The sequence below is a fragment of the Candidatus Thermoplasmatota archaeon genome, assembly GCA_022848865.1.
Classification (GTDB): domain Archaea; phylum Thermoplasmatota; class Thermoplasmata; order RBG-16-68-12; family JAGMCJ01; genus JAGMCJ01.
On record JAJISE010000031.1, the window covers coordinates 1 to 24,958 of the forward strand.

The 24,958-nt window shown below is 56.3% G+C and carries 15 protein-coding genes; 4 read left to right on the forward strand and 11 right to left on the reverse strand.

The genetic code is table 11. From position 1 onward, the window contains the following. The 4 genes from LN415_06685 to LN415_06700 form a co-directional block, all read right to left on the reverse strand. Positions 1 to 685: hypothetical protein (locus tag LN415_06685; GenBank protein MCJ2556780.1), on the reverse strand; the 685-nt coding region annotated here is incomplete at its 3' end. 166 nt (positions 686 to 851) lie between these two features. Next, a complete protein-coding gene (locus tag LN415_06690; GenBank protein ID MCJ2556781.1) occupies positions 852 to 1,043 on the reverse strand; it encodes a hypothetical protein in 192 nt (63 codons plus the stop codon). 77 nt (positions 1,044 to 1,120) lie between these two features. Then, the gene (locus LN415_06695; GenBank protein MCJ2556782.1) at positions 1,121 to 5,662 is read right to left on the reverse strand and encodes an ABC transporter substrate-binding protein; all 4,542 of its coding nucleotides are present in this window, start codon (positions 5,660 to 5,662) and stop codon (positions 1,121 to 1,123) included. A 154-nt stretch (positions 5,663 to 5,816) separates the two neighbouring features. Continuing rightward, positions 5,817 to 6,131: a hypothetical protein gene (locus tag LN415_06700; protein MCJ2556783.1), complete on the reverse strand. Its 315-nt coding sequence runs from the start codon at positions 6,129 to 6,131 to the stop codon at positions 5,817 to 5,819. 242 nt (positions 6,132 to 6,373) lie between these two features. On the opposite strand from LN415_06700, the gene LN415_06705 reads away from it, so the two are divergent. After that, positions 6,374 to 10,246, forward strand: coding sequence for an FG-GAP-like repeat-containing protein (locus tag LN415_06705; GenBank protein ID MCJ2556784.1), 3,873 nt, complete (start codon positions 6,374 to 6,376; stop codon positions 10,244 to 10,246). Between the two features lie 12 nt (positions 10,247 to 10,258). Here LN415_06705 and LN415_06710 read toward each other — a convergent pair whose 3' ends face one another. Both LN415_06710 and LN415_06715 read right to left on the reverse strand, forming a co-directional pair. Continuing rightward, complete coding sequence (locus LN415_06710) at positions 10,259 to 14,083, reverse strand: ABC transporter substrate-binding protein (protein MCJ2556785.1); 3,825 nt, start codon at positions 14,081 to 14,083, stop codon at positions 10,259 to 10,261. Positions 14,084 to 14,326: 243 nt separating this feature from the next. Beyond that, complete coding sequence (locus LN415_06715; protein MCJ2556786.1) at positions 14,327 to 14,875, reverse strand: hypothetical protein; 549 nt, start codon at positions 14,873 to 14,875, stop codon at positions 14,327 to 14,329. A gap of 342 nt (positions 14,876 to 15,217) precedes the next feature. Here LN415_06715 and LN415_06720 point away from each other — a divergent pair, with 342 nt between their 5' ends. Beyond that, the gene (locus tag LN415_06720; protein ID MCJ2556787.1) at positions 15,218 to 16,201 is read left to right on the forward strand and encodes a hypothetical protein; all 984 of its coding nucleotides are present in this window, start codon (positions 15,218 to 15,220) and stop codon (positions 16,199 to 16,201) included. A gap of 2 nt (positions 16,202 to 16,203) precedes the next feature. Next, the gene (locus tag LN415_06725; protein ID MCJ2556788.1) at positions 16,204 to 17,109 is read left to right on the forward strand and encodes a carbohydrate kinase family protein; all 906 of its coding nucleotides are present in this window, start codon (positions 16,204 to 16,206) and stop codon (positions 17,107 to 17,109) included. 7 nt (positions 17,110 to 17,116) lie between these two features. Here the strand turns inward: LN415_06725 and LN415_06730 are convergent, their stop codons facing one another. The 4 genes from LN415_06730 to LN415_06745 all read right to left on the reverse strand — a co-directional run bounded on the left by LN415_06730 (position 17,117) and on the right by LN415_06745 (position 22,217). After that, positions 17,117 to 18,784: a right-handed parallel beta-helix repeat-containing protein gene (locus LN415_06730; GenBank protein MCJ2556789.1), complete on the reverse strand. Its 1,668-nt coding sequence runs from the start codon at positions 18,782 to 18,784 to the stop codon at positions 17,117 to 17,119. 84 nt (positions 18,785 to 18,868) lie between these two features. Further along, on the reverse strand, positions 18,869 to 20,143 hold the full coding sequence (locus LN415_06735; protein MCJ2556790.1) for a bifunctional folylpolyglutamate synthase/dihydrofolate synthase: 1,275 nt from the start codon (positions 20,141 to 20,143) through the stop codon (positions 18,869 to 18,871). A 4-nt stretch (positions 20,144 to 20,147) separates the two neighbouring features. Further along, positions 20,148 to 21,695: a bifunctional phosphoribosylaminoimidazolecarboxamide formyltransferase/IMP cyclohydrolase gene (purH, locus tag LN415_06740; GenBank protein MCJ2556791.1), complete on the reverse strand. Its 1,548-nt coding sequence runs from the start codon at positions 21,693 to 21,695 to the stop codon at positions 20,148 to 20,150. A gap of 78 nt (positions 21,696 to 21,773) precedes the next feature. After that, positions 21,774 to 22,217 carry a winged helix-turn-helix domain-containing protein gene (locus tag LN415_06745; GenBank protein MCJ2556792.1) on the reverse strand — a complete coding sequence of 148 codons (444 nt, stop codon included), beginning with the start codon at positions 22,215 to 22,217 and terminating at the stop codon, positions 21,774 to 21,776. A 282-nt stretch (positions 22,218 to 22,499) separates the two neighbouring features. Here LN415_06745 and LN415_06750 point away from each other — a divergent pair, with 282 nt between their 5' ends. Then, the gene (locus tag LN415_06750; protein MCJ2556793.1) at positions 22,500 to 23,402 is read left to right on the forward strand and encodes a hypothetical protein; all 903 of its coding nucleotides are present in this window, start codon (positions 22,500 to 22,502) and stop codon (positions 23,400 to 23,402) included. Between the two features lie 27 nt (positions 23,403 to 23,429). Here LN415_06750 and LN415_06755 read toward each other — a convergent pair. Continuing rightward, positions 23,430 to 24,958 (reverse strand): fibronectin type III domain-containing protein (locus LN415_06755; GenBank protein ID MCJ2556794.1); only part of this gene is annotated, 1,529 nt, incomplete at its 5' end.

Consider the following 24,958-nt stretch of genomic DNA (forward strand, 5'->3'; position numbering starts at 1 on the left):
CCTGAGCGGTGACGTCTATTGAATCGACATACAGGACGACGCTGCCAGCATCGACGCCAGAAGCGTCACTAAAGCTCGCAGCGATCGTGGGTGTCGTATCACCGATGGAGGATTCGTTCACAGGCTGGAGGTCTGTGATTGATGGTACGAGCGTGTCCACGATGAACCACCAGGATGCCGTTGCCTTGTTGTCGTTCGGGGTATCGTCCCGAACTTCCAGGTAGACGTTGTGAACCCCCTCGGACAGTGCCACCGCCGGAGTGTAGGACACATCAGAGGCGGTTACGGTCGCCTGGGCGGTGCGGTCAACTCCGTCAACGCGCAGCAACACGCTGCTCACATCTATACCAGACGCGTCGCTGTACGACGCCCCTATGACAGGTGTGTTGTCGCTGACGGTCGATTGGTTGACGGGCTGGAGGTTTGATATCGTTGGCGGGACGAAGTCATCGCTCACGCCCGTTATGTTCACCAGATCGACATAGCAGCTCCTGAGCGGATTCATTGGGTACCATGGATTGTAGCACCCCAAAGCGGCATAGACCTGTCCCGTTGGCCCGGACATGAACGCATTTGAGTGGGTGTACTCCAACCAGGTCCCCGCCTGGTCGACCACGCCCACGACCGTGAAGTCCGGGTAGTCCTCGGGGTCGTTATTGCCCAGGTACGCTACGACTTCGATCATCTCGCCCACTGGGCCTTCGCTGTACAGTTAGAATTGGAGACCTGCGACAAGCCATGTATTGGGAGGACCCTGTACGGTCCGCTCGATCCAAGCCGTGTTCATGTCAGGAAGAGGGAGCCCGTGGGACGTGAGCTTGACCGAGAAGAAGCCGTCAAAGGCATACAGGCTAGATATCGCTATGTCGAAGTACGCGGGGATCCTGGTTCAGGTCGGGAGACCAATCACCGAATCCTGTCTCGAAGCTCTCCGTGATCAGTGCCGAGGCAACCATTGTAGCCTGATTGAAGGTCACGAGAATCAGCATAGCGCACAGTATGGCTGAGAGCATTCTCCCAGCGTGTCCGTTTTTCGTTCTCATCGTTTCACCCCACCTCTCCCCTGTTAGGCCAGCAGAATGTCAGTCTGGATAATAACGGACTATTAATGTGCATCGTATTAGAAACTTTCCAAACTCTCTTGCTCTTCTGGCGGCTCTTCAGGCTCTTCGGCAGTCCCGCCTCTTCTCCTACTCAGAATCAACATGGCAAGGAGGACTACGATGGCGATTACGACGATCAATGGAATGAGAATCCACAGCCAATCGAACTGCTCAACGGACTTAGTTGCGCCGAAGGCCTCATCCGAGTCTGGAGATTCATTTCCCCGGTTGTCCACTGCTGTCACGACATAGTAGTATGTCTTCCCGTTCTCCAACGCGGTGTCCAGGAATGTGGTTGTGCTTACCGGATTGTCATTGACCAATGTCTTCGGTCCTCCTGACGAGGTCATCCTGTAGATGTTGTAGCCAGCTAAATCGGTCAGAGGAGAACCGTCTGTGTTGTTGGCGGGAGCGGTCCAGCTCAGAGAAAGGGCCCCTTCCTCATCGCCAGTTGTCACAATCAAATCTGTTGGTGCTGAGGGGCTCAGGGTGTCTGGACTAATCTCAATGATGAAGACAGCCGTCATGGCGACGTTCCCTTCCGTGTCCTCAGCCCAGACGAAGTAGCTCACGGACCCAGTGGAGTCCTGAGCGGGAATCTGATAGGTGTAGTTGTCTCCCGAGAGGGTCATTGTTTGATTGTGAGATGAACCGCCAGCGTCCGTGAAGTTAAGCTTCATTAGACTGACCTGCAGGTTGTCGGTGACAACCGCCACAATCTCTATCGAATCGCCAACCACTGTGCTCGTCACTGGAATATGAGAGATTGTGGGCGGTGTAGTGTCCTCCATGACGAACTCGCCTGGTGTGGACGCCCAATTGCCGAAGACATCCGTTGCGGAGATTGTGAAGCTGAAGGTTCCCACATCCGAATAGCTACGATTGTTGTAGTATCGCCCCGCCAAGGAGTCGTAGTACATGGAGTAGTTGCCCACTCCGGTTACGTCGATCCAGACGCCTTCAACACCGCTGACATCCTCCACAACAGCGGATACGTTCACATATCCATGGACTTCCTGCGGGGAAGGGTTGACGCGAACGTCGGAAATCGAGGGAGGAGTGAACAGGTGTGTGACGTTGAGACATGCCTCGCTGGAGGGGCTGGACTCAATCGATGAGTCCTTTGCCGTGACGACATAGCAGTAGTCGCCGTTCGGGCCCATATCTGGGTCGACGAAGGAAGTCCGAGGTGCTACTTCATCGATAAGCTGGTAGGGGCCTCCGCTCCCAGAGGACCTGTAGACAGCATAACCTTGGAGGTCGACCTCCTCGTTTGCCTTCCACGTGAGGGTTATGTTCGAATCCTGATTGAGAAAAGCGTGCAGTCCAAGGGGTCTGTCCGTCACAGTGTCAAAGAGCGAATAGACTTCCACGAACGACCAGAAGTCGTTGATTCCGCCTGGCATCTGCACCCAACCCTCAAAGCGGGTTTCATTGTAGATCTCTCCCGTCTCATATCGTAGGACTGGGATCAGAGGGACCTTCTCCGAGATCATTCCCAGTGCTTCCTTCACATGGGCAGACCTCTCGGTCACGTTCAGGGCGTCATCTGCTTCTTGAAGAGCGAGGGACAGCTCCGCATCGACAAAGCTCGCGATTTCTCCTATGGAAGATATGTCACTCGGGTCCAAGGAGAGATGTCCAACGGAGAGATAGATGTCGTAGTCCGCGGGATCAGCAGAGGAGTCGAGAACAGCGGTTGCGTTGAGTCCGACCCGCCCGAGTCCCTCGGCCAACACTTGGGCTACAGTGGCTTTCCGAAGGTCGTCCGCAAGCGACGGCCCCAAAACAGAGAGGGAGAGATTCTGTCCGTCAGGCTTCTCCCGCCAGCCGTCATCATCCAAATCGAAATAGCCCGAAGATTCCAGATGAGCTACTGCTGGGTATCTGTTGGTGGCTTGCCGGCCATCTATGACAGTGTATCCGGCATTGAACTCCCGAAGGCTCGAATTGTACCAAGGGATGTTCCTGTTAGACATCACTGAATGCGTCATCCTCGTGAAAGGCTCAATCATATCGAGCAGTTCTTTGTTCACCAACTTGGATATCGACAGTCTGAGATTGAGATCGTCGAGTGAGTTGCTCGCATTGGGATTGAGACCGAAATAGAGGTAATCCAGTCCCGGCGTAATCCTGATCGCGGCCTCCTCCACCAGAAGGAGCATTCTTCCACCAATCCTGGGATCCGTGAGGTCTTGGAATTCGAGTTCCCAGCCGATGAAGTCGATTGTTCCGTTTATGAACGCATTCGCAGCCTCGTTGATACCTGAGACACGGATGAAGTCAACACCTCCGAGGATAGGACCCTTCATGAAGTAGTCTGGGAATGCCTCGACTAGGGTGTGAGTTGGGCTGTATGAAACGAGTTCGAACGGACCACCCCCTTCAACGGGATTGATATCACCGCTTTCGACCAACGGCATCAGGAGGCCAGAAGTCATGAACCTCCCCCCGCCACCCGCGGAGAAGTTGAAGACTACTGACGTCGGGGAAATCACCGTGACATCGTATCCTCCGTAGAAATCCTCGAACGTGTACCTGACATCCTCGGCAGTGACTTGAGATCCATCGTGCCACTTAGCCTCTGGTCTGAGTGCGACTGTGAGGAGACCTGATGCCTCATCGGCCGACCAACTGCTGGCCACCCACGGAACGATCTCAAGAGTGTTCGGATCTCTCCTTCCGAGTGAGTCGTAGAGAAGGTCGATGATTCTCTTGCTTGTAGGATTCGAGGCCAACCGTGGGTCGAGTTCAACGTCCTCCATCACCGCGACCTTCATGACTTCTGGCGATCCTTCCAAAGGCATCTCTTCACCAGGGGGCGGTGGGTCGACGTACAGAACAAGATGTGGTGCTTGTGAATCAAGGGGATGTGTAATGGCGTTGACACCATCTGAAGCCTCGATGTAGTAATGCATTGAGGATTGAGAAATCGCACTGCCTGGAATCATCCCTTCATAGACATGGCCGCCCAAGTTCACCATGGCTGTCGAGTTGTAGATGGTTGCCGACGCATTCTTGTAGAAGAGATTCACACTCGATATCGCTTGGTCATCTGAAACCAGGACAGTCACAGTGATGTTCTCACGAGTGTGAGCCTCCACTGGCTTGTGAGTGATTCTCGGGAACCCGAAGGGTTGGATTTCGATTTCAAAGGGGTTCGAAGCTGGGACAATCCCAGGAAGAGTTGCGGAGTTACCCGAGCTGTCGTTTGCGCTCAGATAGTATTGAATGCTCAAGGGGAACTGCTGCGGTGGTATTGTGGCCACGTAGTTGTTCGATTGGTCGACCTGATTCATAAGCAACGCCAGATAGAAAGGGTCTCCAGGTCGCCGATACATCAAGGAGATGTCGCCCAGAGTGAAGTTCTCGTGGACACGCGCAGTTATCGGGATGACGTATCCCTCGCTGCTCATAGTCTCAGGCGTATGGTATATCACGGGAGGCGTCTCGTCGGCAGTCACGAAGGACCACTGCCTCTGAGCTATGTTGCCAGCGTAGTCTCCGACCTCTAGAGTGACCTGATGAAGCCCGAAGGGGATGTCATAAAGAGGTGTGAAAAGTACAAGTCCCGAATAGTATCCATACTTGCCATCAGGGTCCTCGCTGAAAGACAGATGCACATCGGTCATGTAGGTGATGTTCACGCCGTCGAGAAGAAGCCTAATCGAATCGCGCGAGAGCTCTCCGTCCGGGTCCCACAGAATGCCATATATGAAGGGCCTCAGATCCTCGACAGATGGTGGGGATTCCGGCAAGACCTCGACTATCTCCGGAGGCGACCTATCGAGCTTGAGGGAGACTGGAATGTAGGTCACATGAGAATCAGAAGCATGACCGATGTAAAGGCCCGCGTAATACCAGTTGTCCGCGGTTGCGCCTGGGAATTCCCAATGAAGATCAAAGTTGACAAGGGTGAAGGTTGGAATCGCACCAGGTGGGACGTTCGTGACATACATCCAGCCAGTTCCGCCCTCGACAACGCCAATCCTCAGGTCGAAATAGCCGGGATCTCCAGAAACCTCATAGCCGGCGACCTTGACAATGTAGGTCCCATTCTCGGGCTCAACGAGGCTGACTAACTCTGAGCTTGATGCCGTGGCAGAATATTCTATGAATTCGCCGGCCTGGGCCATGCCGTCCAAGGGATTCCCATCTTTTCCATTCAGGAACAAGCCAAGATCGATGTCGACCACACCCGTGCCGCCGACTGTTGAGACCCTCAGCTCCGGTGATGATGAAACCGTCACCGTCCTGTTGTAGGTCACGTTTGCCAGATAGTCTACGAAGGACCCGTTAAGGTAGGGTTCATTGTAGATTTCCTCATCGGGATAGTACGTCTCGTTGAGGAAGTACGTCTCCACGGTCATGTCGGTGAAGGATTCGTTGCTCCATACACCGACGGCGATGGATCCGCTGAGGTCATTCGTGAATATCGTCACGGGTCCCCCGCTCAGCTGGAAGTCTGCGGGGTTGCCGCTCACTGGGGAGACAATCAGCGTCGATGTGAAGAAGCACAACGCTAGAACGCCCGCCCACACTCTTCTCAGGATTGCCATATCCTCCACTCCAGATAGGTTCAACACTACAGCTCGTATTATTACTTTCGGCTCATATGAACCCGATGTTTGGAGGCTGGCTTTTCCAGGATGAAGTATGTGAATGCGGTCTGGTTTGTCCCATTAGTCTAGCGTCGCATTGGCCCTTCACCGGTCAGAACATGTCCTTCAGCATCGTCTTCGAGTCCGTTACCTGCTTCTCTTCCACGGCGGCGCTGAGAAGGTACCTGTCCTTAACGAAGTCCGTGGTCGGTCCTGAGACAACGTACTCGTACAGCCTCGCGGTGGGGTACACTATCACCCTGCCATCCTCGAACACCGCCATCGTCTCGTGAGAAGAGAAGAGGTACACGTTCTCGTGCGTGACGAAGTCCAGGTCATCGATCTTCCCGCCCTCCTTGTGCTTGTAGAACGTGACCCTGTCGACCCTGGCCCGCTCCATGAACTCTTCCTCGGTTATCTTAGCCATCGGTTTTCACCTTCCTCTCCAACGTCTCAAGCGGTAGATAACCCATTCGCTTGTGGCGGCCCCTGCAGGAATCGCTCCTGTTTTCTGCCCGCCTCGCCCCAAACCCTTGCGGACAGGCTGCTCTGTGAGTGGTCAGCGGACCCGGCTAACATGTCCGCCCACAACTATAACTATAAATATCATCTTCATAGTGCGATATCCTGGATTAAGCGGGGTCTTTCACCTGCGCTGGGGGGTCTAAGATGGAGCATAGTCGATGTCTGTCCGATGTGGGCATTGTTGTGATGATTTCCACACTACTTGTCGTCTCTCTCTGTGGGACGATTCCAACTGTGAACGAGAAGGATGAATTGCCGTGGACCGGTGAAACCACGGATGTCCGTTCGGACCAGTCCGGAGAGTTCAATCCTTTTGACGTCGTTCAGGAGATCTCCGCGCAGATAACCGTACCCGCTGGAAGGGAGTACTACGTCGTCTACGACAGCGCGAGTCAGACCCTGACGGAGATTCCCATAGCCAGCCCCACAGTGGGGTTCCCGCAGAGCGCCTTGGACGCGATTGATAGAAGCCCGAACTGGATCAAGGACAACCTCACCAGCAAGTTCGAGCAGATGGCGGATGAACCCATCAAGGTCACGGCCTACGCCGCGCCGGACTTCGCGGACCTCGATGCCGACGGCGACCTGGACCTCATCGTCGGGACGGAGAACGACGGGCTCATGTACTTCGAGAACATCGAAGAAGGACTTCACTACTACGAGGGCTACGACGTCTACGTCGGGTGCGTCCTCGTATCCAATACCTCGATGTTCGGACCTCTCGCTCTGACGAGGGCGGACCCTGCACTCGCGGATCTGGACGGCGACAATGACCTTGATATCCTCATCGGCGTGAGCACTGGTGTCTGGAAACTGATGAACGTCGGTCTTCCGGATGCGCCTTCATGGGGGAGCATCGAATCGACAAGCATATCTCTCCCGTACAGCGCGATAGACTTGGGAGACGTGGATGCGGATGGAGATCCCGATATGGTGATCGGCAATCGGGCTGGGGAGCTCTATCTCTCGATCAATCAGGCGGCCGACCCGCAGCACATCTCGGACGGCGATCCTGCCACCACGACAACGTCCGTGTTCTCATCGCCCATCTATCTGAATCTCGATGTGGAGGACTATGCGAGCCCGGCTCTGGGAGACGTTGACTTCGACGGCGACCTGGACATGGTGTCAGGCAACTTCAGCGGGGGACTTAGCTTCCACGAGAACATATGGACGCCCGATAACCCCTTCTGGACGCCGAACAATGCCACTGTGTTCGGGGAAATCGATTTCGGCGCCAACAGCATGCCCACGTTCGCGGACGTGGACCTGGATATGCTTCAGGAGATCGCGATAGGAGATGTCGGTGGGTACGTCCACTACATCCCGAATGCAGGAACGGCCTCCGATCCGAAGTTCCTGATTTGGGACAACGTTAAAACGTCGTTCAACTCGTTCAATCGAGACTACTACTACATCGACGACTCGGATGTCCTCCTAAAGGAGAGAACGATTCCCGCCAAGATGATAGACTACGTCAATCTGATAAACTCAGTCCCGGACCACATGGTCGATGAGCTTGCCTTCTCGGTCGCCAATACCGCAACGTCATCACTGATGCACAGCGCGACGTATCCCGACGCGTACAGGAACAACACGGAGGCTCTCTACTACAACGACATGTTCATCGACTACGCGGACATCCTCGACCTCGGTGACTTCGCGAGCGGGGACTACTACTCCACGCTGAGGTACTGGGTCAATGAGAGCGGGACCCGAGTGGAGTACATCGTTCCGACTGATGTGTACTACTGGGACCTCGCCCATCCGAGGGTCTCCTATGAGTTGCCCACTTTCATCAACCCGAACGTGGTGACCAACCTTCACATAGGTGCTGCCGCTGCTCCTCCCGCGGGGAAATTCTGGCGATGGTATCTCTTCAACGAGAACGATACTGCTTGGCCGCTAGATCCTGGGGGGGCCTTCAAGTACCCAAAGGACGAGAGTCCTCCTTTGATGAAGGAGAAACTAGCGGGAGTGACGACCGTGTGGAACGTGACCAATCACATCTCCCCGGCCGGCTACGGCGATGACGGGCACAACAACTCGAGACCATGGAACTACAGCGACCATGCCGTCGAGACGGTGAGTCACTGGGTGAGCCTGACTTTGGCTCTCAACGCTCAAGAGGACGACGATAACGGCTTGAGGAATAGACCGAGACAGCCCGTAAGGATCGCCCACGAGCACAACGGAAACTGCGGGGAGCTGCACGACCTGACGACCGCTGCGTTCAGAGCTGCACTAATACCAGCGATAGGTGTGATGAGCGCGGCGGAGGACCACTGCTGGAACGAGTTCTGGCACGACGGTTGGCAACATCTTGACAACTACTGGAGCAATGGCGCATCGATCATAGGGAACAACGACTTCAAGCACTACCCGCCTGGATGGAACAGAGACTGGACCGCGATATACGGTGTGGAGGGCGACACGAGAGTGGTGAACCACATCGACAAGTACCATCACGAGGAGGACTACAACGGGGACGGGTTCCAGGACAGGGGGAACGTGAGCGTCAAGGTCGTCGATGCGAACGGCAATCCTGTTGATGGCGCCAAGGTCTCGATCGCCGGGTGGAGCTTCGGCCCGCCCTATTCTAGCATAGGTGACTTCTCCACTTACACAGGCCCGGATGGCGTTGCGTTCTTCACTACTAGCGAGTCCCGCCAGAACGACACTTTTGACGACGGGATCCAGATAGACGTCAGCAGCAAGTTCGGGGGCGGCTCGCTGAACCCGGGCTACGCCAACAGGTACAAGATCTGTATCGATCCTCCCAACCTTCCGCTGTACAGCTATCAGTATCAGGTGGCAAAGACTGTGCCGAGGCCATGGTTGGAGGCAACCCCGACCGCACCGCCGCAGGGCGAAGGGTATTGGCTGGACGTGGATTTCGATGTCCGATTCGGGGTTCAGCACCCCCTCGCGGATGCCACGTCCCATGCGGACGATCAGTTCGACGGTGACAGGGTCGCTCATCCCGAGTACTTCTGGGACAACATCACACTGGACACATTCGTCGCGGACGAGCAGAACTTCCTGAAGTATGTCAGAGGCGAGGCGTTCGATTCCACCAATCTCTCGTTGAATGTTTCTTCCGGCAGCGTGTTCCTCGGCCTTCCATCGAGCGGGAACTGGTACTTCGTGCTCTCGAACAGGGATTCGCTGGAGACGAAGAAGATCGTGAACATCACAATCAGGCTGATAGAGGACCTGCGTCCGGGGGTTCCCCACATCACAAGAGGGGCATTCACCGGTGTCTCGCAGGAGGATGTCACGCTGACCTGGGAGAGGAGCACTGACGACGGACAGGGCGAGGATGATATCCTCGCGTACACCGTGCACAGGGCGCTCGACTACCACGGACCGTACTCCCAGGTGGACGCGATTGCGGCGGACGGTCGCCTTTACTACAACTGGACCGATCCCGGACTGGGAATCGGGGACCTGACGGACTACTTCTACCACATTGTGTGCCACGACAACCTCTCGGCGATGAGAAGCCCCGAGACGGTGGGGAAGCTGGTCCAGTACATGTACCCTGGTGCGAACCTGCTCTCGGTTCCTGTGTATACGGAGGACGACAGCGTTCCGGCGGTCCTGGCGACCGTCGGATTCAACGAGGTCAGGCTGTACGATGCGAGCGATGTTGGCGACCCGTGGAAGTCCTACCACAAGGCCAAGTACATCAACGACCTGCAGGGGGTCCGACCGCTCGACGGCATATGGGTCAACGCCCTCTCCGAGGGGAACCTGACGGTCATCGGTCTCATCCTGCCATACCACTCGATCGACCTGCAGCAGGGCTGGAACCTGGTGGGCTATCCGTCATTCAACGCGTCGTACACGGTCGGCGACCTCAAGGCCGAGCTTGGTGCGATGAGGGTTGAGGGTTTCGATCCTTCTTCTCCTCCATACTTCATGAAGGTCCTTCCGGATGCATACGTCCTGAAAGCTGGAGAGTCGTACTGGATAGAACTGCCCTCGCCGATGACGTGGAATATCGACACGTGAGCAGCACGAAACCTACTCCGACTCCTCGGTCTCCTCTTCAAGCTCTTCCTCAGGCTTCTTCCTGACCTTCCTGAGAAGAATCATCAGGACAAGAGCAACGACCACAACGACTGCGAGCAAGAGGAAGACCCACCAATATTCCTCCAGGAAGGTTCTCTCCACTTTGTCACTGATCAAAGGGTCCCTGCCCGAATCGACTTCATCCCCATCATTCATTCCGTCGCCATCAGTGTCCGCTTCCGAGGGATCCGTTCCGTAGACGTTCTCTTCGTCCCAGTCAGTCAGACCGTCGCCATCGCTGTCAGTCCCCACGACTTCCACGACAAGAGAGTTCTCATCAGAGTTCCCTGCGGGATCGCGTACTTCCAGGACCACCGTGAAAATGCCTTCCACGGTGAATTGGCTTTGCGGCAGAGGTCCGTAGAGGATGATGTTCTCGGCTCCGTTGAAGAAGGACCACGTGTAGTTCTCTATCCTCCAGTTGTCGCTCGAATCCGTTCCGTCGAGATGAGCGGTATCACCTTGATCGATGACCTGGTCCGGGCCTGCATCAGCGGTGGGCGAGATGTCATCGACTATCTGGAAGATGCCGTCGTCCCCGACCCAGTTGTCGAGGCTGTCGTTCCCAGAGATGCGGAATTGGAACTCCCCCGCTGTCTGTGCGGGAACGATCCTCCAATAGATGTCCGAGGCACCCTCCTGCTGCATGGAGAAGTTCCCAATCTCCTGCGACTCGGGGTCCCAAACGTGAACCCAAGCGGAGTCTATTCCACCGAAGCTCTCGATTCTCGCCGAGACATTGACATCGGTCGGTATGTTGCTCGATAGTCGTTGCCATTCCACGTCTGATATGGTGGGCGGGGGAACCATGATCTGGAATGTGCCGCCCGTCGAGTTCACATTGGAGCTGAGGTCCGAGGCCCAGATCGTGAACTGATATGTGCCCTCGACAGAATAGGTCCTGTTTCGATAGTATCTGTCGTTCGTCGCATCGTATTGCATCGTTAAGTTCTCCAACTCGCCAAGACTGGGATCAAGTATCTGACATGTGACGAGGCCGAGTGACGCGTCTGAGACTCTTGCGCTTATGTTGACTGCCCCGCCAAGAACCTGTGGACTTGGCTCCACGGTGACATCTGTGACTTCAGGCGGATCCTCATCAGGAGCTATGACTGTTATGGTTGTGTTCGAACCGGCAGGTAGGTACCCCGCCAGAGTGGCGTTGACCATCAGATAGTAGTCCATTGACACTTCTCCTCCAGGAAGCGACGATGGGGCTTGGAACTGGAAAGTAAAGGCCCCGTTGGTCGTGGTTCCTGAATCCGGGGTCAAGATAGGGCCTGATGGAATCGTCATTGCGTTCACGAGGGCTCCGTCAACTGGGTCATCATATTGATCCGTAACGGATACATTCACGGACATCGTCGCACCGGTCTCGATGACGAGGTAGCTTGGGTCCACTAGAACAGAAAGGGACGGCGGTGGCGGGTAGATTCTGACGGTGGTGAACTCCTCTTGGGAGGATGAATAGGGACCGAACCCGAGAGCTTGAGCGGAAATGATCACATCAATCGTTGTGTTCGTATGGGGGGCGAAGAAGGTGGCAAACAGGTCGCCGTTGATATCGGTCGTGCCATTCACTGTGGTCCCGAATTCGCCCGCAGGAATGCTCAAATTGCCCAAAGGCCCCAAGCCATTGAGCGACAAACGAACAGGTGCGCCCGACAGTGGGTTCCCATTTGGGTCGGTCACTGTCGCTTTGACAGTCTCATTGGAGCCTGATATCATGGACGACACCGCAGTGATAGACACGCCGAGAGCGTTGGCTGGTGGATGGATACCAATCCACGACCAGAACGAGCCCCCAAATATGGATCCCGCTGCTCCGGCTGTCCAGTTGATGAACCTGTCGGATCGAAATGCCTCTATGTTCGTTCTGAAGTAGAGGACGTCGTACGGAAGAGCGTCAGTAAGAAGACCACTGCACTGCTTGATCAGAGCGGTCTGTGCGTCTGGATCCAGTTCCGCCCTTGCCTGCGTGATCAGGTCATCAAACGTCGCGTTCTGGAAACCCCCATAGTTCAGACCTGCCGGTGCATTGCCTGAATAGAAGAACGCGTGGTAGTAATCGGGAGGCTCCGAAGCTATCCTCCACCCCAATATCCACAAGTCCATGTTGTGATTATCCATACGGTTTATGATGTCCCCGAATGCGAGATGATTGGCCATAGCATTCAATCCCACTGCTGTCATATTCTCCGCTATCATATCACAAGAAGCGGCTCGTACAACATCGTAGGATGATGTGGGACAGATTATCTCGATTTGGCTGTCCCCTATGGTTGGAAGATTCCTGTACCCGCTAGGACCATAGCCCAGCCCGAATCCTCCAATCGTGTAGTAGTCATCCAGGATTTGATTCGCAGTGGTCAGATTGAAGTCATACTTCGTTACGGAAGCATTGTACCATTTCGTGAAGCTAGGGCTCACGGGCTGATCTCCAGCAACGCCGAAGTTCTGGAGCCAAACAGTCACAATCGTCTTCTTGTCTATCACGTGCGCGATTGCCTTTCTCAAGCGGTACCCATCATCACCCTGCGATGGATCGTTGCTGGGATAGCCGAGAGGGGATGACCGCATGTTGTACCCAAGGTAGAAAAATCCCCTATCTGCGATGGAGATTATTCCTATGTTCGGGTCTGAGAGGAGTTCCCCGACGAACTCGGGGGGGACAGGCCATGAGATGACGTCTATCTCTCCGAACTTGAGAGCGAACACGGCTGCCTGCTCAGAGGCGTAGATCTTGAACAGCATTCCGTCGATGTAGGGCTTGTGCATGTAGCTGAAGAAGTTGCCTTGGCAGACAGGCGGGGATCCTACTTTCATACAATCAAGAGTATCAGCCCTGTAGTCCTCAAATCTTGAGAGACTAGCGGACACGCCAGCAATCCATTCGACGAACTCAAAGGGTCCTGTTCCCACCACCTCGTCGTCGCTCGGTTCCCAAAACGTAGCGTCACTGTACGAGAAGGAACTCGGATCCGCAGCCGGAACACCATTGTGGGTTACCTCGTCGTAGGCGTATCCGAAATCCGAATGGATATTCGAATTCCAGCTGTTGCAGATGCCAGCGGTCGCATCCAGGCACACCTTTCCCGTACCTTCCCAGACATGTCTGGGATATATCGTGGCTCCGTTGAGGGTGTAGTAAGTAAACTGGGCATACGACATCTGCTGAGAGAAATGGAGGGCGAAGGTCAGTGAGTCGTCTGGTCCAACTGGAATAGCTGCATCCCAATTGTCCGTGGCCGGCCATACATTCAACCATCTGCTTGTTGAGTAGTTCGTTCCCGGCAGGCCAGCCATGTGCTTCAGCACATCCAGTGATAGCGTCACAGGATTCAGTGCCCATATGTGATACGAGAACAGCAGGTCGTGCATGGTCATCTGAACCCCATCGTGGGAATACACTCCGTTGAAATCGTAGTATGCTGTGACCTCGAGATAGTTTGCCTCCTTTCTATAGACTCCATACTCATCGAGGTCGAACACACCGTCCCCGTCTGCGTCTATCCCTTTGAGAAGATAGGGGATCGGCTGGTCAATAGCCGGGTCTTCCTGACCCACACCTCCGTAAACGGGGTCCAGGACGTTTGATGTCCACACATCGTTTGATGCAAGGAAGTTCCTCGTCTTCATGTCGTCCTGTGCCCCAACATTCAGTATCAGGTCCGCAAGAGGCTCCTCCTCATTTCCCTCTCCCGCCATGACAGACGCCGAGAATGATAGGAGTAGCATCTGCACGCACACGAGAATGACTATCTTCCGGATGTTCATGCTCATCCTCCCAACGGTCGAAAACATCTGGTAGGTGGTATTTAAGTGTGAGCGCCAGAAGGCCCTGACTTAAGCGGGCAGGCGAGTGCTTATCATCTCGCATTTACTCCATTCCCGCCCCGCTAATCTCCTCATGCGTCGGATATCCCTCCCCGAAGCCCAGCCAGGCTTTGCGCAGCTCAGACGCATATTCCTTTGGGACCTCACCCCCGGTTGGGACCGCGTAGGAGATGCCAACCCACCTCAGAAATCGATTCCTTCCTGGGTGACGTTTCCCGGCCTGTCCGTGGCGTGCACCTCGACCGTCGTCCCTGCGACGACGTTCTCTTCCTTCGTCTTGCACCGCCAAATGGTCGCGTTGTACTTGTCCCTGACCGCGTCACCTTCCTCGATGATGTTACCGTCCTTCTTCAGAGCAACATGAACACCGACGACCTCCATGTCATCCATCGCGCGAACGACGACTTCCATGCCCAGCTCTTTCGTGTGCCGGATCTCGATCTGTCTTATGACAGGAGGTTTCATGAAGTCCCTCAAGGCAACCTGATATGATGTCAGCCGCTGCTTCTTCGCCTTGTCCTTGTAGATCTCAATGTCCCGCGCCGCCTTCGCGTACGCGGTGGCGTCTCGGAACCTTTCTTGATGAGCTATCTGCTTCTCCGTGAACTTCCTGTCCTTGGGGTAAGTGGGTGCGGAAGCGATGTAGGGCCTTCCCTTCCATTCCTTCGCGACGACTTGACGTCCCAGCATCCCGCTCAAGAACCTCATGATCAAATTGTTCTTCGTCTTCATCTCATCACTTGCCTAGGCCTCCCCGTGACATCTCTCTGACCTAGCATAGACCTACCATATACCTAGCATAGACCTGCTATAGGCTTTCTATAGGCTTCCTTCGAGATTCGTTCGGAGATCCTTGTGGTTCCCCGCTTCAAAGGGGTAGGATGTGCGGGGTCTGTGTCTCTTCGGGGAGGTCTCATGTTGCATTTCTACGCAGGACTCCCCTATTTAGTCTCCTGAAACTACACATCCAACTAATCTGCTGCCGAAGAGATGTTTCCCCCGATTCGCTGGGTTGCCCCTGGCGATGCCCGCCAGACCCATAGCCTTTTTATCCGCCAAACCATTTGCGTAAACGTGACAAAGCTGGTTTACTTCGACCTGGAAGGCCCGCTATCGCCACAGGACAACGCGTACGAGGTCATGGCGTCAATCGACCAGGGCAAGAAGATGTTCGAGGTCATATCCCGCTACGACGACCTCCTCGCGCTGGAGGGCAGGGAGGACTACGAGGCGGGCGACACGCTCTCGCTGATAGCGCCGTTCCTGGTCTCGCACAAGGTGAACGAGGACGCCATATCGAAGGTCTCGAGCAAGGCGATGCTCGTGCCAGGCGCCAAGGAGATGGTGCAGAAGCTTGTCAACAAGGACTGGCTCGTGTACATCATCTCCACGAGCTACGAGCAGCACGCGCACAACATAGGCTCCCGCCTGGGCATCCCGATCTCCAACATCGCGTCCACGCGGTTCCCGCTCAACAGCTACCTGCTCGAGTTCGGGGACGAGGACGTGGACATCATCAAGCAGGCGGAAAGAGATATACTGGACCTCTACCCGCCGGAGAACGACGACGCCGTGAAATCGCGCTTGGACAGGTTCTTCTGGCAGGACCTCGCGGAGCGCCCCGTGGGAAAGGTCATAGGCAAGATGAGCGTCTGCGGCGGGGCGAGGAAGATAGACGCGCTCCTCAAGATCGCTGAGCGGACTGGAGCGGACGTGAGCGAGTCCGTCGTAGTGGGGGACAGCATCACGGACATGAAGATGCTGCAGTTCGTCCGGGACAAGGGCGGGCTGGCGGTCGTCTTCAACGGGAACGAGTACGCCGTCCCGTACGGGAGCGTCGGAATGGCGACCACGGACATGCGCAACCTGCAGTTCATCATGGAGACGTGGGAGGAGGGAGGCAAGCAGGCTGTCATGGAGGCGGTCGCTGCCCGCGAGGGAGAGGGCAAGGACCCGTATTACCACGTGCTCGAGGGACGAGAGAGCTATGACGACGTGCTCGAGGCGCACATGGCCATGAGGGCTGCCATCCGCGGACAGGCGGCCAAGCTGGGGTGATTATGGACATAATCGGCTTCGGAGCCCTGAACTGGGACAGGCTGCTCAAGGTCCCACGCATCGCCAGCGGGGACGAGGAGTACGTCGTACTGGAACAGACCTGCGCGCCTGGTGGCTCGGCGGCGAACACGATATACGGTCTCGCGAAACTCGGGTTCCAGACGGGCTTCGTCGGCGCTCTGGGCGATGACACCGAGGGCAGGGAGATGCTCATCGCGTTTGACAAGATCGGCGTGGACACGTCGCGCATCGTCATGCGGAAGGATCGGCCGACCGGGGCGGCCTACTCGTTCATCGACCCGAAGGGCGAGCGGGCGCTTTACATCAATCCTGGGGCGAACGACATGCTGACTGAGAAGGACCTGGACGTGGCGTTCATGGGCTCCTCGCAGGTGCTGCACATGACGTCCTTCTGCGGGGAGGAGCAGTTCCAGCTGCAGAGGAAGTTGCTCGGGCGGTTGCCTGAGGACCAGCTACTGAGTGTGGCTCCTGGAGCGATCTACGCTGAACGGGACGACTTCGAGCCCTTCCTCGAGCGGGCGAACATCCTCATCTTGAACAGAAGAGAGATTGAGAAGATCAGCGGGGCGGGCTACGAGGACGGCGCGCACAAGCTCACGGCGAAGGGCTGCAACCTCGTGGCGGTGACGCTTGGCAGCGAGGGCTGCTTCATAGAGAACAAGGAGGGAAGCTGGACCGTGTCGGGATCTCCTGCCAAAGTTATGGACACAACTGGTGCTGGGGACGCCTTCGCGGCGGGGTTCTTGGCGGGCATACTGGAGAACCGGAGCCCCGTGACTTGCGGGAAGCTGGGCAATGCGGTGGCGGCTCTTTGCGTCGCGAAGATGGGAGCGCGAGCGGGCATGCCAACGAGGACTGAGCTGGACGCGCTTGTCAGTTCAAGATGAGCCCTTGCTAGGATTCCTCTTTCTTCCTTCTCCTCACTTCAAGAAGAAGACCCGCGAGAGCTATGATGACCACCAGCACAACGGCTGTCCAGAAGAATATCTCCCCATACATCATCTCTTCTTCAGTAGGATTATGGACCTCAACGGTGACGTTCACTGTCTCGGAGTATTCTCCGCCGTCATATGATCGGGCATATATCGTGTATTCCCCATTGGATACGTTTGTGGTGTCCCAGTCGTAGCTCCAGTGTGTCGTTCCTTCGACATGGATCCATGACTCGTCATCGATCCTAATCTCCACCATCACGACTTCCCCGTCCTCGTCGTGCGCGGTCCCTTCGATCGCGTGCGTTCCGTGCATTCTAGTCCCTTCCACCGGATGTTCGATCTCGCACTCAGGTGGTGAATTGCCAGGAGGCTCTTGCTCCACGTGGAGAGGTTCCATGAACGGATAGCGGTCCTGGCTGTTGTTGTCTACCGAATAGGGCGTGTCGCCAATTCCATCGGGGTCGGGACAGACGTCCTGGTTCGACCCACTGCAGTTGTCGATCCCTGTGTAGTTGGACCAGTAGTTGCCTCCGGACGGGTAGCCGTTGTCCCAGGAATCCCCAGTTCCGTTGTAGGGATACACGTGGACATTGTTGTCAATGAAGTCGTTGTGGTTTGCGAGCAGCTCATTTACACCGCCAAAGGCGATGCCATACTCATTGCCCCGAATCATGTTGCCAAGAACCGTGATGCTGTCCCCGCCCTCAAAGAGGATACCATACTGATTCCCTTCAATACTACTGTTTCTGAGAGTGATGCCATCGAAGTGGTCCAGCGAGATACCCGCGAGGTCGTTGGTTGACATGTTAACATCGAAGACTGTAATGTTGTCCGAATATCCAAGCGTAAGACCGATCATGTTATGCACAAGCTCATTTGACACAACAGTAGTGTTGTTTGTGAACCCGAGGCCGATACCCGCAAAACTACCCGTGACAATGTTCTCCTCAATGGTGGCGTTCTCCACATAGTGCAGACGAATGCCAACGGCAGTGTCATTGATTTGCAGGTTAGACACTCGGACGTTCGTGCAATTGGCTATGATGAGCTGTCCGATAGACCCACCATCGATTTGCAGATTGTCGCAGTTCTTGTGGTAGTGGATGGGTTTTCCGTTGACAAGATTGTCTTGAGTGATTGTGTGGGAACTTGCGTAGGCGTGTGAGTAGTAGCCCTCGATAGTGATTCCATCTGACGTGAAGTTGTTGGACCTTACAGTCACGTTGATGGCACTGGAGAGATGTATACCAGCGGCGTTGTTCGACAGATTGTTGTTCTCGATTCGTCCATTGACACCGGAAAAATAGATCCCGGGGTGGAGTGGGTCGCCATGAATTCCAGAGTGCACGTATACGTTCCTTATGATGAAATGGGCGTTGGTGTTGCGTATGTTGATTCCTTTTGCAGTAGTGGCATCAATCTCCCAGCCTTCGATGATGTAGGGGTCGGAGGGCGTTCCGCTACCGCCAACGACGCCGTTTGCCGCTGTGAAATCAGCATTGCCGTCTATTTCTATTGGGTCATGTGGCGTGTAGGCTGACGCGCCCTCTGGAACGAGAACAAGTGAGGAGAATAAAGCCGAAAGGACAAGCGCAGATACGGCCAGATAGGATCCCTTGGTCTTCATCTCCATACCACGCTTCCATCGCATAAACTCCCCCCTTATAACTCTTGTCGTTCCCGGCCTAGCTAGTGTCATGTTCAAATGCCTTCATCCTTCATTGAAGTACTGGGTAGCATCACCCGCCATGAATATGGATCCCGTTATGCAGATCACATCGTTCTCATCGGAAAGTGAAACCGCCCGCTCAATCGCCTCGGGGACATTAGGAGCTACTTCGACTTCATCCACTGACTTTGCCGCTTCACGCGCAATCTCCTCCGGTTCCATCGCCCGCCAATAATCCGGCTTCGTGCAGATTATCCTCCCAGCCACTGGAGCAATCGCCTCCAGCATCGACGAGACGTCCTTATCCGACATCACTCCAACCACGAACGTGATGTGATCGTTCTTCGTGGTCTCTAGCAGCGCATCCTTCAGATTCCTCAGTCCGTCGGGATTGTGGCTCGAGTCGATGATCACCGTCGGATTCTTGAGAACGACCTCAAGCCTTGCGGGCCACTTGGCGTTTGCGAATCCCCGCCTGATCGCCTCAGCAGGTACGTCATGCTCCCCCTTTCGCAACACGTCGAGCACCGCATAGGCAGTCGCAGCGTTCTGCAGCTGATACGACCCGAGCAGAGGTATCTCGAACTCACGCGAGGGCTTGCCGACCCACAGCTTCTGGCCAGATGTATCGAAGGATATCCGCTCGTACGCGTATTCCTCATCCACCACGGTGAGCTCGCATCCCCGCTCCTCGCACGTCTTCCGCACGACAGGATTCTCCTCCGCAGACACGACCCGCACACCGGGCTTGATTATCCCCGCCTTCTCCTTCGCTATCCGCTCGAGCGTCTTCCCGAGGTGTTCCGTATGCTCGAGTGCAAGGTGCGTGATGACGGAGACCTGGGGCGTGATCACGTTCGTCGCGTCCAGCCGCCCGCCCATTCCGACCTCGACGACGGCAATGTCCACGTTCTCGTCAGCGAAGTAGGAGAAGCCCATGGCGGTCGTGAGCTCGAAGAATGTTGGATGCTTGGTCGGATCCTCTCCCATCCGCTCGGCAATCGGTCTGATCTTGTCGACGTACTCCATCACCCGCTCGTTCGATATCTCCTCGCCGTTGATCTGCATCCGCTCGTTGTACCTGACCACGTGCGGGGAGGTATACATCCCGACCTTGTAGCCCGCCTCCTTGAGAGCCGACGAGAGAAACGTGCACACGGAGCCCTTGCCGTTCGTGCCTGCCACATGAACCGACCTGAACTTCTCGTGCGGGTCGCCCAAGTGGCTGAGGAGCTCGCGCACGTTGTCCAGTCCGAGCTTCACGCCGAACCTCTGCAGCTTGAACAGCCAACGGAGGGCCTCGTCGTATTCGGTCATCTTCCTAGTGCTTGAACATCCTCATGCCCGAGAATACCATGGCCATCCCGTGCTCGTTGGCGGCGTCTGTGACCTCCTGGTCACGGATGGACCCGCCGGGCTGGATGATCGACGTCGCACCGACCTTGGCTGCCTCGTCCACGCCGTCCCGGAACGGGAAGAACGCATCCGACGCCAACTGGCTCCCCGCCGCCCGCTCGCCCGCTTTGTGGCCTGCGAGCATGGACGCGTCCACGCGGCTCATCTGCCCCGCGCCTACGCCGACCGTCTCCTCTCCCTGTACGAGCAGTATCGAATTCGACTTGATGTGCCTGATTATCTTCCACGCGAAGAGCAACCCCTTCATCTCGATTTCGGTGGGCTCCCTCTTCGTGACCACCTTCGCATCCTTGGGGTCCAGTTCCGCGAACGCGCCCGTCTGGGACAGCAACCCGCCCTTGACCTTCACGTACTTCATCTCGACCGGGTCCTCTTTGACGATGGGAGCGTGGGTCGCCATGATCCGCACGTTCTTCTTCTTGCTCAGGATCGCGAAGGCCTCCTCATCGTACTCTGGCGCCACGACAAGCTCCACGAAGTACTTGGAAATCTCGCTCGCGATCTCCGGCGTCATCGTCCTGTTCACGCCGATTATCCCGCCAAAGGCGGACTTCGGGTCACAGGCATACGCCTTCATGAACGCATCGTAGATGTCGTCAGATACGGCGACACCACAGGGATTCGTGTGCTTGATGACGGAGCACGTGGGCCGCTCGAACTCCTTCAGGATGTCCAAGGCCGCGTCCGCATCCAGTATGTTGTTGTAGGACAGCTCCTTCCCGTGCAGCTTCTCGGAGCTCGCGACGCAGACCGCCTTTGACGACGGGTCGCGGTAGAACGCCGCCTTCTGGTTGGGGTTCTCCCCGTAGCGCAGCTCCTGCACCTTCTCGTACTGAAGACCGAGCGTGTCCGGGAACAGGACATCCTTTCGCGAACGGAGGTAGCCTGATATCACGGTGTCGTACCTGGACGTGTGCTCGAACGCCTCCAGCGCCAGCTTCCAGCGCGTGTCCGGGCTCAGGTCCCCGCTAGTGCGGATCTCCTCTATGACCGTCGAGTAATCGTTCGGGTTCACGACCACGGCCACGTCCTTGTGGTTCTTCGCCGCGGAGCGCAGCATGGACGGCCCCCCGATGTCTATGTTCTCTATCGCGTCCTCGAACGTCGCGTCCGGCTTGGCGATAGTCTCCTCGAACGGGTACAGGTTGACGACGACCATGTCGATCGTGGGTATGCTCGCCTCCTGCAGCTGCTGCATGTGCTTGGGGTCGTCCCGCCGCGCGAGTATGGCCCCGTGCACCTTCGGATGCAGTGTCTTCACCCGCCCGTCGAGCATCTCCGGGTAGCCCGTGAAGTCGGACACCCTCGTTACCTTGATGCCGTTCTCTTCGAGGACCTTCGCGGTCCCGCCGGTCGAGAGTATCTCCACGCCCGCCTCCTGCAGGGCCTTCGCAAACTCTACGACGCTCGATTTATCGGAGACGCTAATCAGCGCCCGCTTTATCTCGTTCATCTTACGTCCCACCATTTCAACAACGACAGCAGGGAATCGTGGCTCGCATATTAAAGATTCCCTGGCGGGTGGCACCGACTACCGCTTCTGCCGCTCCTTCTCCCAGGCGAGGAAATCGGTGTACTGCTTCTCGAGGGCCTCGCGCTGCTGCTCGTAGACCTGCTCGTCCAACCGCCCGGCGGAGAGGTCATCGTCCAATGTCAGGAGCGACTCGCGGTACTCGTTCGCCTTGGTCATCGCGTACAGCCTGAGCGCCTCCACTATCCGCCCGATGAGAAGGCTGGCGGGACTGCTGACGGAGTACACGATCCTGGGCCGCCTATCCGAGTCGAAAACAGCCGACCGGTCCACGATCCCCATCCTGTACAGGGCGAGCAGGTGCTTGTCCACGGACTGCCGCCGAAGCTTGAGCCGCTTGGCCAGCTCGTCGGGATGGTCCACGCCCTTGCTCAACAGATCGCATATCTGCATCCTCGTGGACGATGACACCAGACCCAGGATGTCCATCTCAAGAGACTCCACGCCAAATCATCAGAAGGGCAGTATTTTAACCTTGAGGTTGTAGTTATCACCTCCGAGAGTGTATTCCTCTTTTCGCGAGTTGAGGTTATCAATTTATATTCTGACGCTTGTATAAATATGACCGGGTGCATGTACTCTCTGAGGCGAAGGAAATGCCGAGAACAAGAAGAAAGGGAAACGCGAAGACCATAACCAAGTGCCACGGAACGAGCTGCGAGTGCGACCCCCAGGCGAAGACCCTGGCCCATGCCGAGCTCATCGAGACGCACTGGGTGTGAAGTCGTGGCAAGGAAGAAGGACGTGCTAGACCGACTCGCAGAGCGCCTTGCGAGGGGCGAGATAAGCGAGAGCACCTACCTCTCGATCAAGGAGAGGTACGAGAAGAACGGGTTCCCGGAGGAGGACGAGGAACCGAGGGCTCACGCGATTTCCATAAGCATCCCTGACTTCCGCGAGATGTTCCCTGCCGTGCACAAGGGCGACTTCGAAGGCGAGGACTACTGCTGCTCGGGCGTGGGCAAGGTGCCTGGCCATCTGAAGGCGAGACACACCAAGGTCGTCGGCGTGTGCAAGGTCGGCGAGAGCTTGGATACGGATCTCTTGGAGACGCATGGCGCGCTCAAGGTCGGCGAGGGCATAAACACTGATAAGCTGAAGAACTCAGGGGCTCTAAGTGTGGGCGGCTCGGTGAACGCAAAGGAAATCGAGTCTTCCGGCAGCCTGAAAGTCCAAGGTGACGTGGAGACGGACTCCTTCACGAACTCCGGCGCATGCAAGGTTGCTAAGAGTCTCACAAGCAAAGGGGACGTCGTCCAGTCCGGAATGCTGAGGGTCGGCAAGGACGTTGCTGCCAAGAACTACCAATCCACGGGGAGCTTCCGTGTGGGCGGCACGATAAAGGCTGAGAAGGTCGACATAGAGATCACGAGCGATTCTCGAGCGACACATATAGAGGCCCCTGAGATTGATATCAAAGGAAGCGCGGCAATGGGGAAGCTGCGCTGTGAGACCATCAAGGGCGGGAAGATCCATCTGGAAGTCACTGATGCAGATCTTGTCGAGGGTGACGATGTTGAGATCGGCCCCCGCTGCCGCATAAGGAAGGTCGTCGCTAAGACCCTGAAAGCTCACGAGACGGCCAAGATCGAGACCAAAGAGGTCGGCCCTTCCGAAGAGACGACCTAGGCTGCGAATCCTACTGGACGAGCAGCATCACAGAGGCTCTAGGGGCTCATCCTCTGAGGTCTCCGCTATCTCCTCCTCAGCGGTCTCTTCGCCTTTTTCTTCGGCGGTGTATTCCTCGCCGACCTCGTCCAGCTCCTCGAGCTCTTCTTCCTCTTCCTCGGAGGGTTTCTTCCTCGCCGCGGATGCGGCTGCGAGGACCACTACCACGATGACGAGAATGGCTATCAGCGCGTAGAGCCACATGTAGTCGACTTCCTCCTCCGCGTCAGGAGTAATCGTGGTTCCCGATGCCTGATCAGAGTACTCTGACTCGAGCCCCTCATCGTCCACGGCCTTGAGCATGTAGTAGTAGGTCGTGTTGTCCTCCAGGCCGGTGTCCGTATGCGATGTCCCGGTCATCAGGGCTGTGTTGACCTTGGAGAAGGTGTTGTTCGCGCCTGTGTCGGAGCGGTAGAGATCGTATCCAGCGAGATCCGCCTCTGTGTTGGCGCTCCACGTGATTTCGAGGGTCCCCGCGTCATCTCCCGCAGACACGGAGATACCGGTTGGCGCTGCGGGCGGCGTCGTGTCCACCATCTCGAACGTATCGGACGATGAGCTCACTACGTTGTTGTTGTCCTCCGCCCATATCGTGAAGTCGTACGTTCCGACGATGTCGTACCGGTCCTCCATGTAGTAGACGTCGTTGAGACCCTCGGTCATGGTCTCGTTGTAGATCTCCGTGCCTGACTGAGTGACCACGACCCATACGGACAGAAGACCGCTCAGGTCTCTGACGGTTGCTGTGATGTTGACATCTTCGTACCTCTCCTGAGGCGATGGTTGCGCCTGGACGTCCAGGATCTCCGGCGGGAAGATGTCCGTAGTGACTATCTGGATAGTGAAGACCGCCGTCATGACGTCATTGCCGTATTCGTCTGTCGCCCATAGGGAGTAATTGACGTACCCTTCGACCAGCTGAACGGGGATTTCGTGCCAGTAGTCTCCGCCTCCCGCAGAGGTCATCGAGACGTTCGATGGATCCTCGGAGACGTTCGTGTAGTTGAGCCAGACTGGATTCACTGGCGCCAGTGCGTAGGCGTCCACCACGTTCGCAGTTATGTTGATGGTGGTGTCGGCAAATGAGAACGACACAGGAACGTGCGTGATGTCAGGCGGAGTCGTATCCTCGATGTCGAACATGTGCCCGGAAGATGAGTTCAGGTTCGACTTCGTGTCGTTCGCAAAGACCGTGAAGTCGTAGGTTCCCACGAGCGGGTAGCTGCTTTCGAAGTAGTACCTGTCGTTGGCAGAATCGTAGTCCATGGTGCCCTCTAGGTAATCCACCGCCCCGGGATAGGTCACGTTCACCCATACACTGTCGACCGCCACATTGTCCTCGACAATGGCTGATATGTTGACGTTTCCTGGATACTCCTGAGGACTGGGCACCGCAGTGACGTCGGGAATGGTAGGCGGCTCCAGGTCTCCGGTGCTGGCAACTGTGAACATCCAATCGAACAGGGCCACCATGTTGTTCCCTGGGTCGGAGTCATCCATCCCACCGGACGTTACAT

Coding starts and splice junctions, on each gene's coding strand:
- LN415_06690 (MCJ2556781.1), bottom strand. CDS start 1,043: ATGAGAACGAAAAACGGACACGCTGGGAGAATGCTCTCAGCCATACTG.
- LN415_06695 (MCJ2556782.1), bottom strand. CDS start 5,662: ATGGCAATCCTGAGAAGAGTGTGGGCGGGCGTTCTAGCGTTGTGCTTC.
- LN415_06700 (MCJ2556783.1), bottom strand. CDS start 6,131: ATGGCTAAGATAACCGAGGAAGAGTTCATGGAGCGGGCCAGGGTCGAC.
- LN415_06705 (MCJ2556784.1), top strand. CDS start 6,374: ATGGAGCATAGTCGATGTCTGTCCGATGTGGGCATTGTTGTGATGATT.
- LN415_06710 (MCJ2556785.1), bottom strand. CDS start 14,083: ATGAACATCCGGAAGATAGTCATTCTCGTGTGCGTGCAGATGCTACTC.
- LN415_06715 (MCJ2556786.1), bottom strand. CDS start 14,875: ATGAAGACGAAGAACAATTTGATCATGAGGTTCTTGAGCGGGATGCTG.
- LN415_06725 (MCJ2556788.1), top strand. CDS start 16,204: ATGGACATAATCGGCTTCGGAGCCCTGAACTGGGACAGGCTGCTCAAG.
- LN415_06730 (MCJ2556789.1), bottom strand. CDS start 18,784: ATGAAGACCAAGGGATCCTATCTGGCCGTATCTGCGCTTGTCCTTTCG.
- LN415_06735 (MCJ2556790.1), bottom strand. CDS start 20,143: ATGACCGAATACGACGAGGCCCTCCGTTGGCTGTTCAAGCTGCAGAGG.
- purH (MCJ2556791.1), bottom strand. CDS start 21,695: ATGAACGAGATAAAGCGGGCGCTGATTAGCGTCTCCGATAAATCGAGC.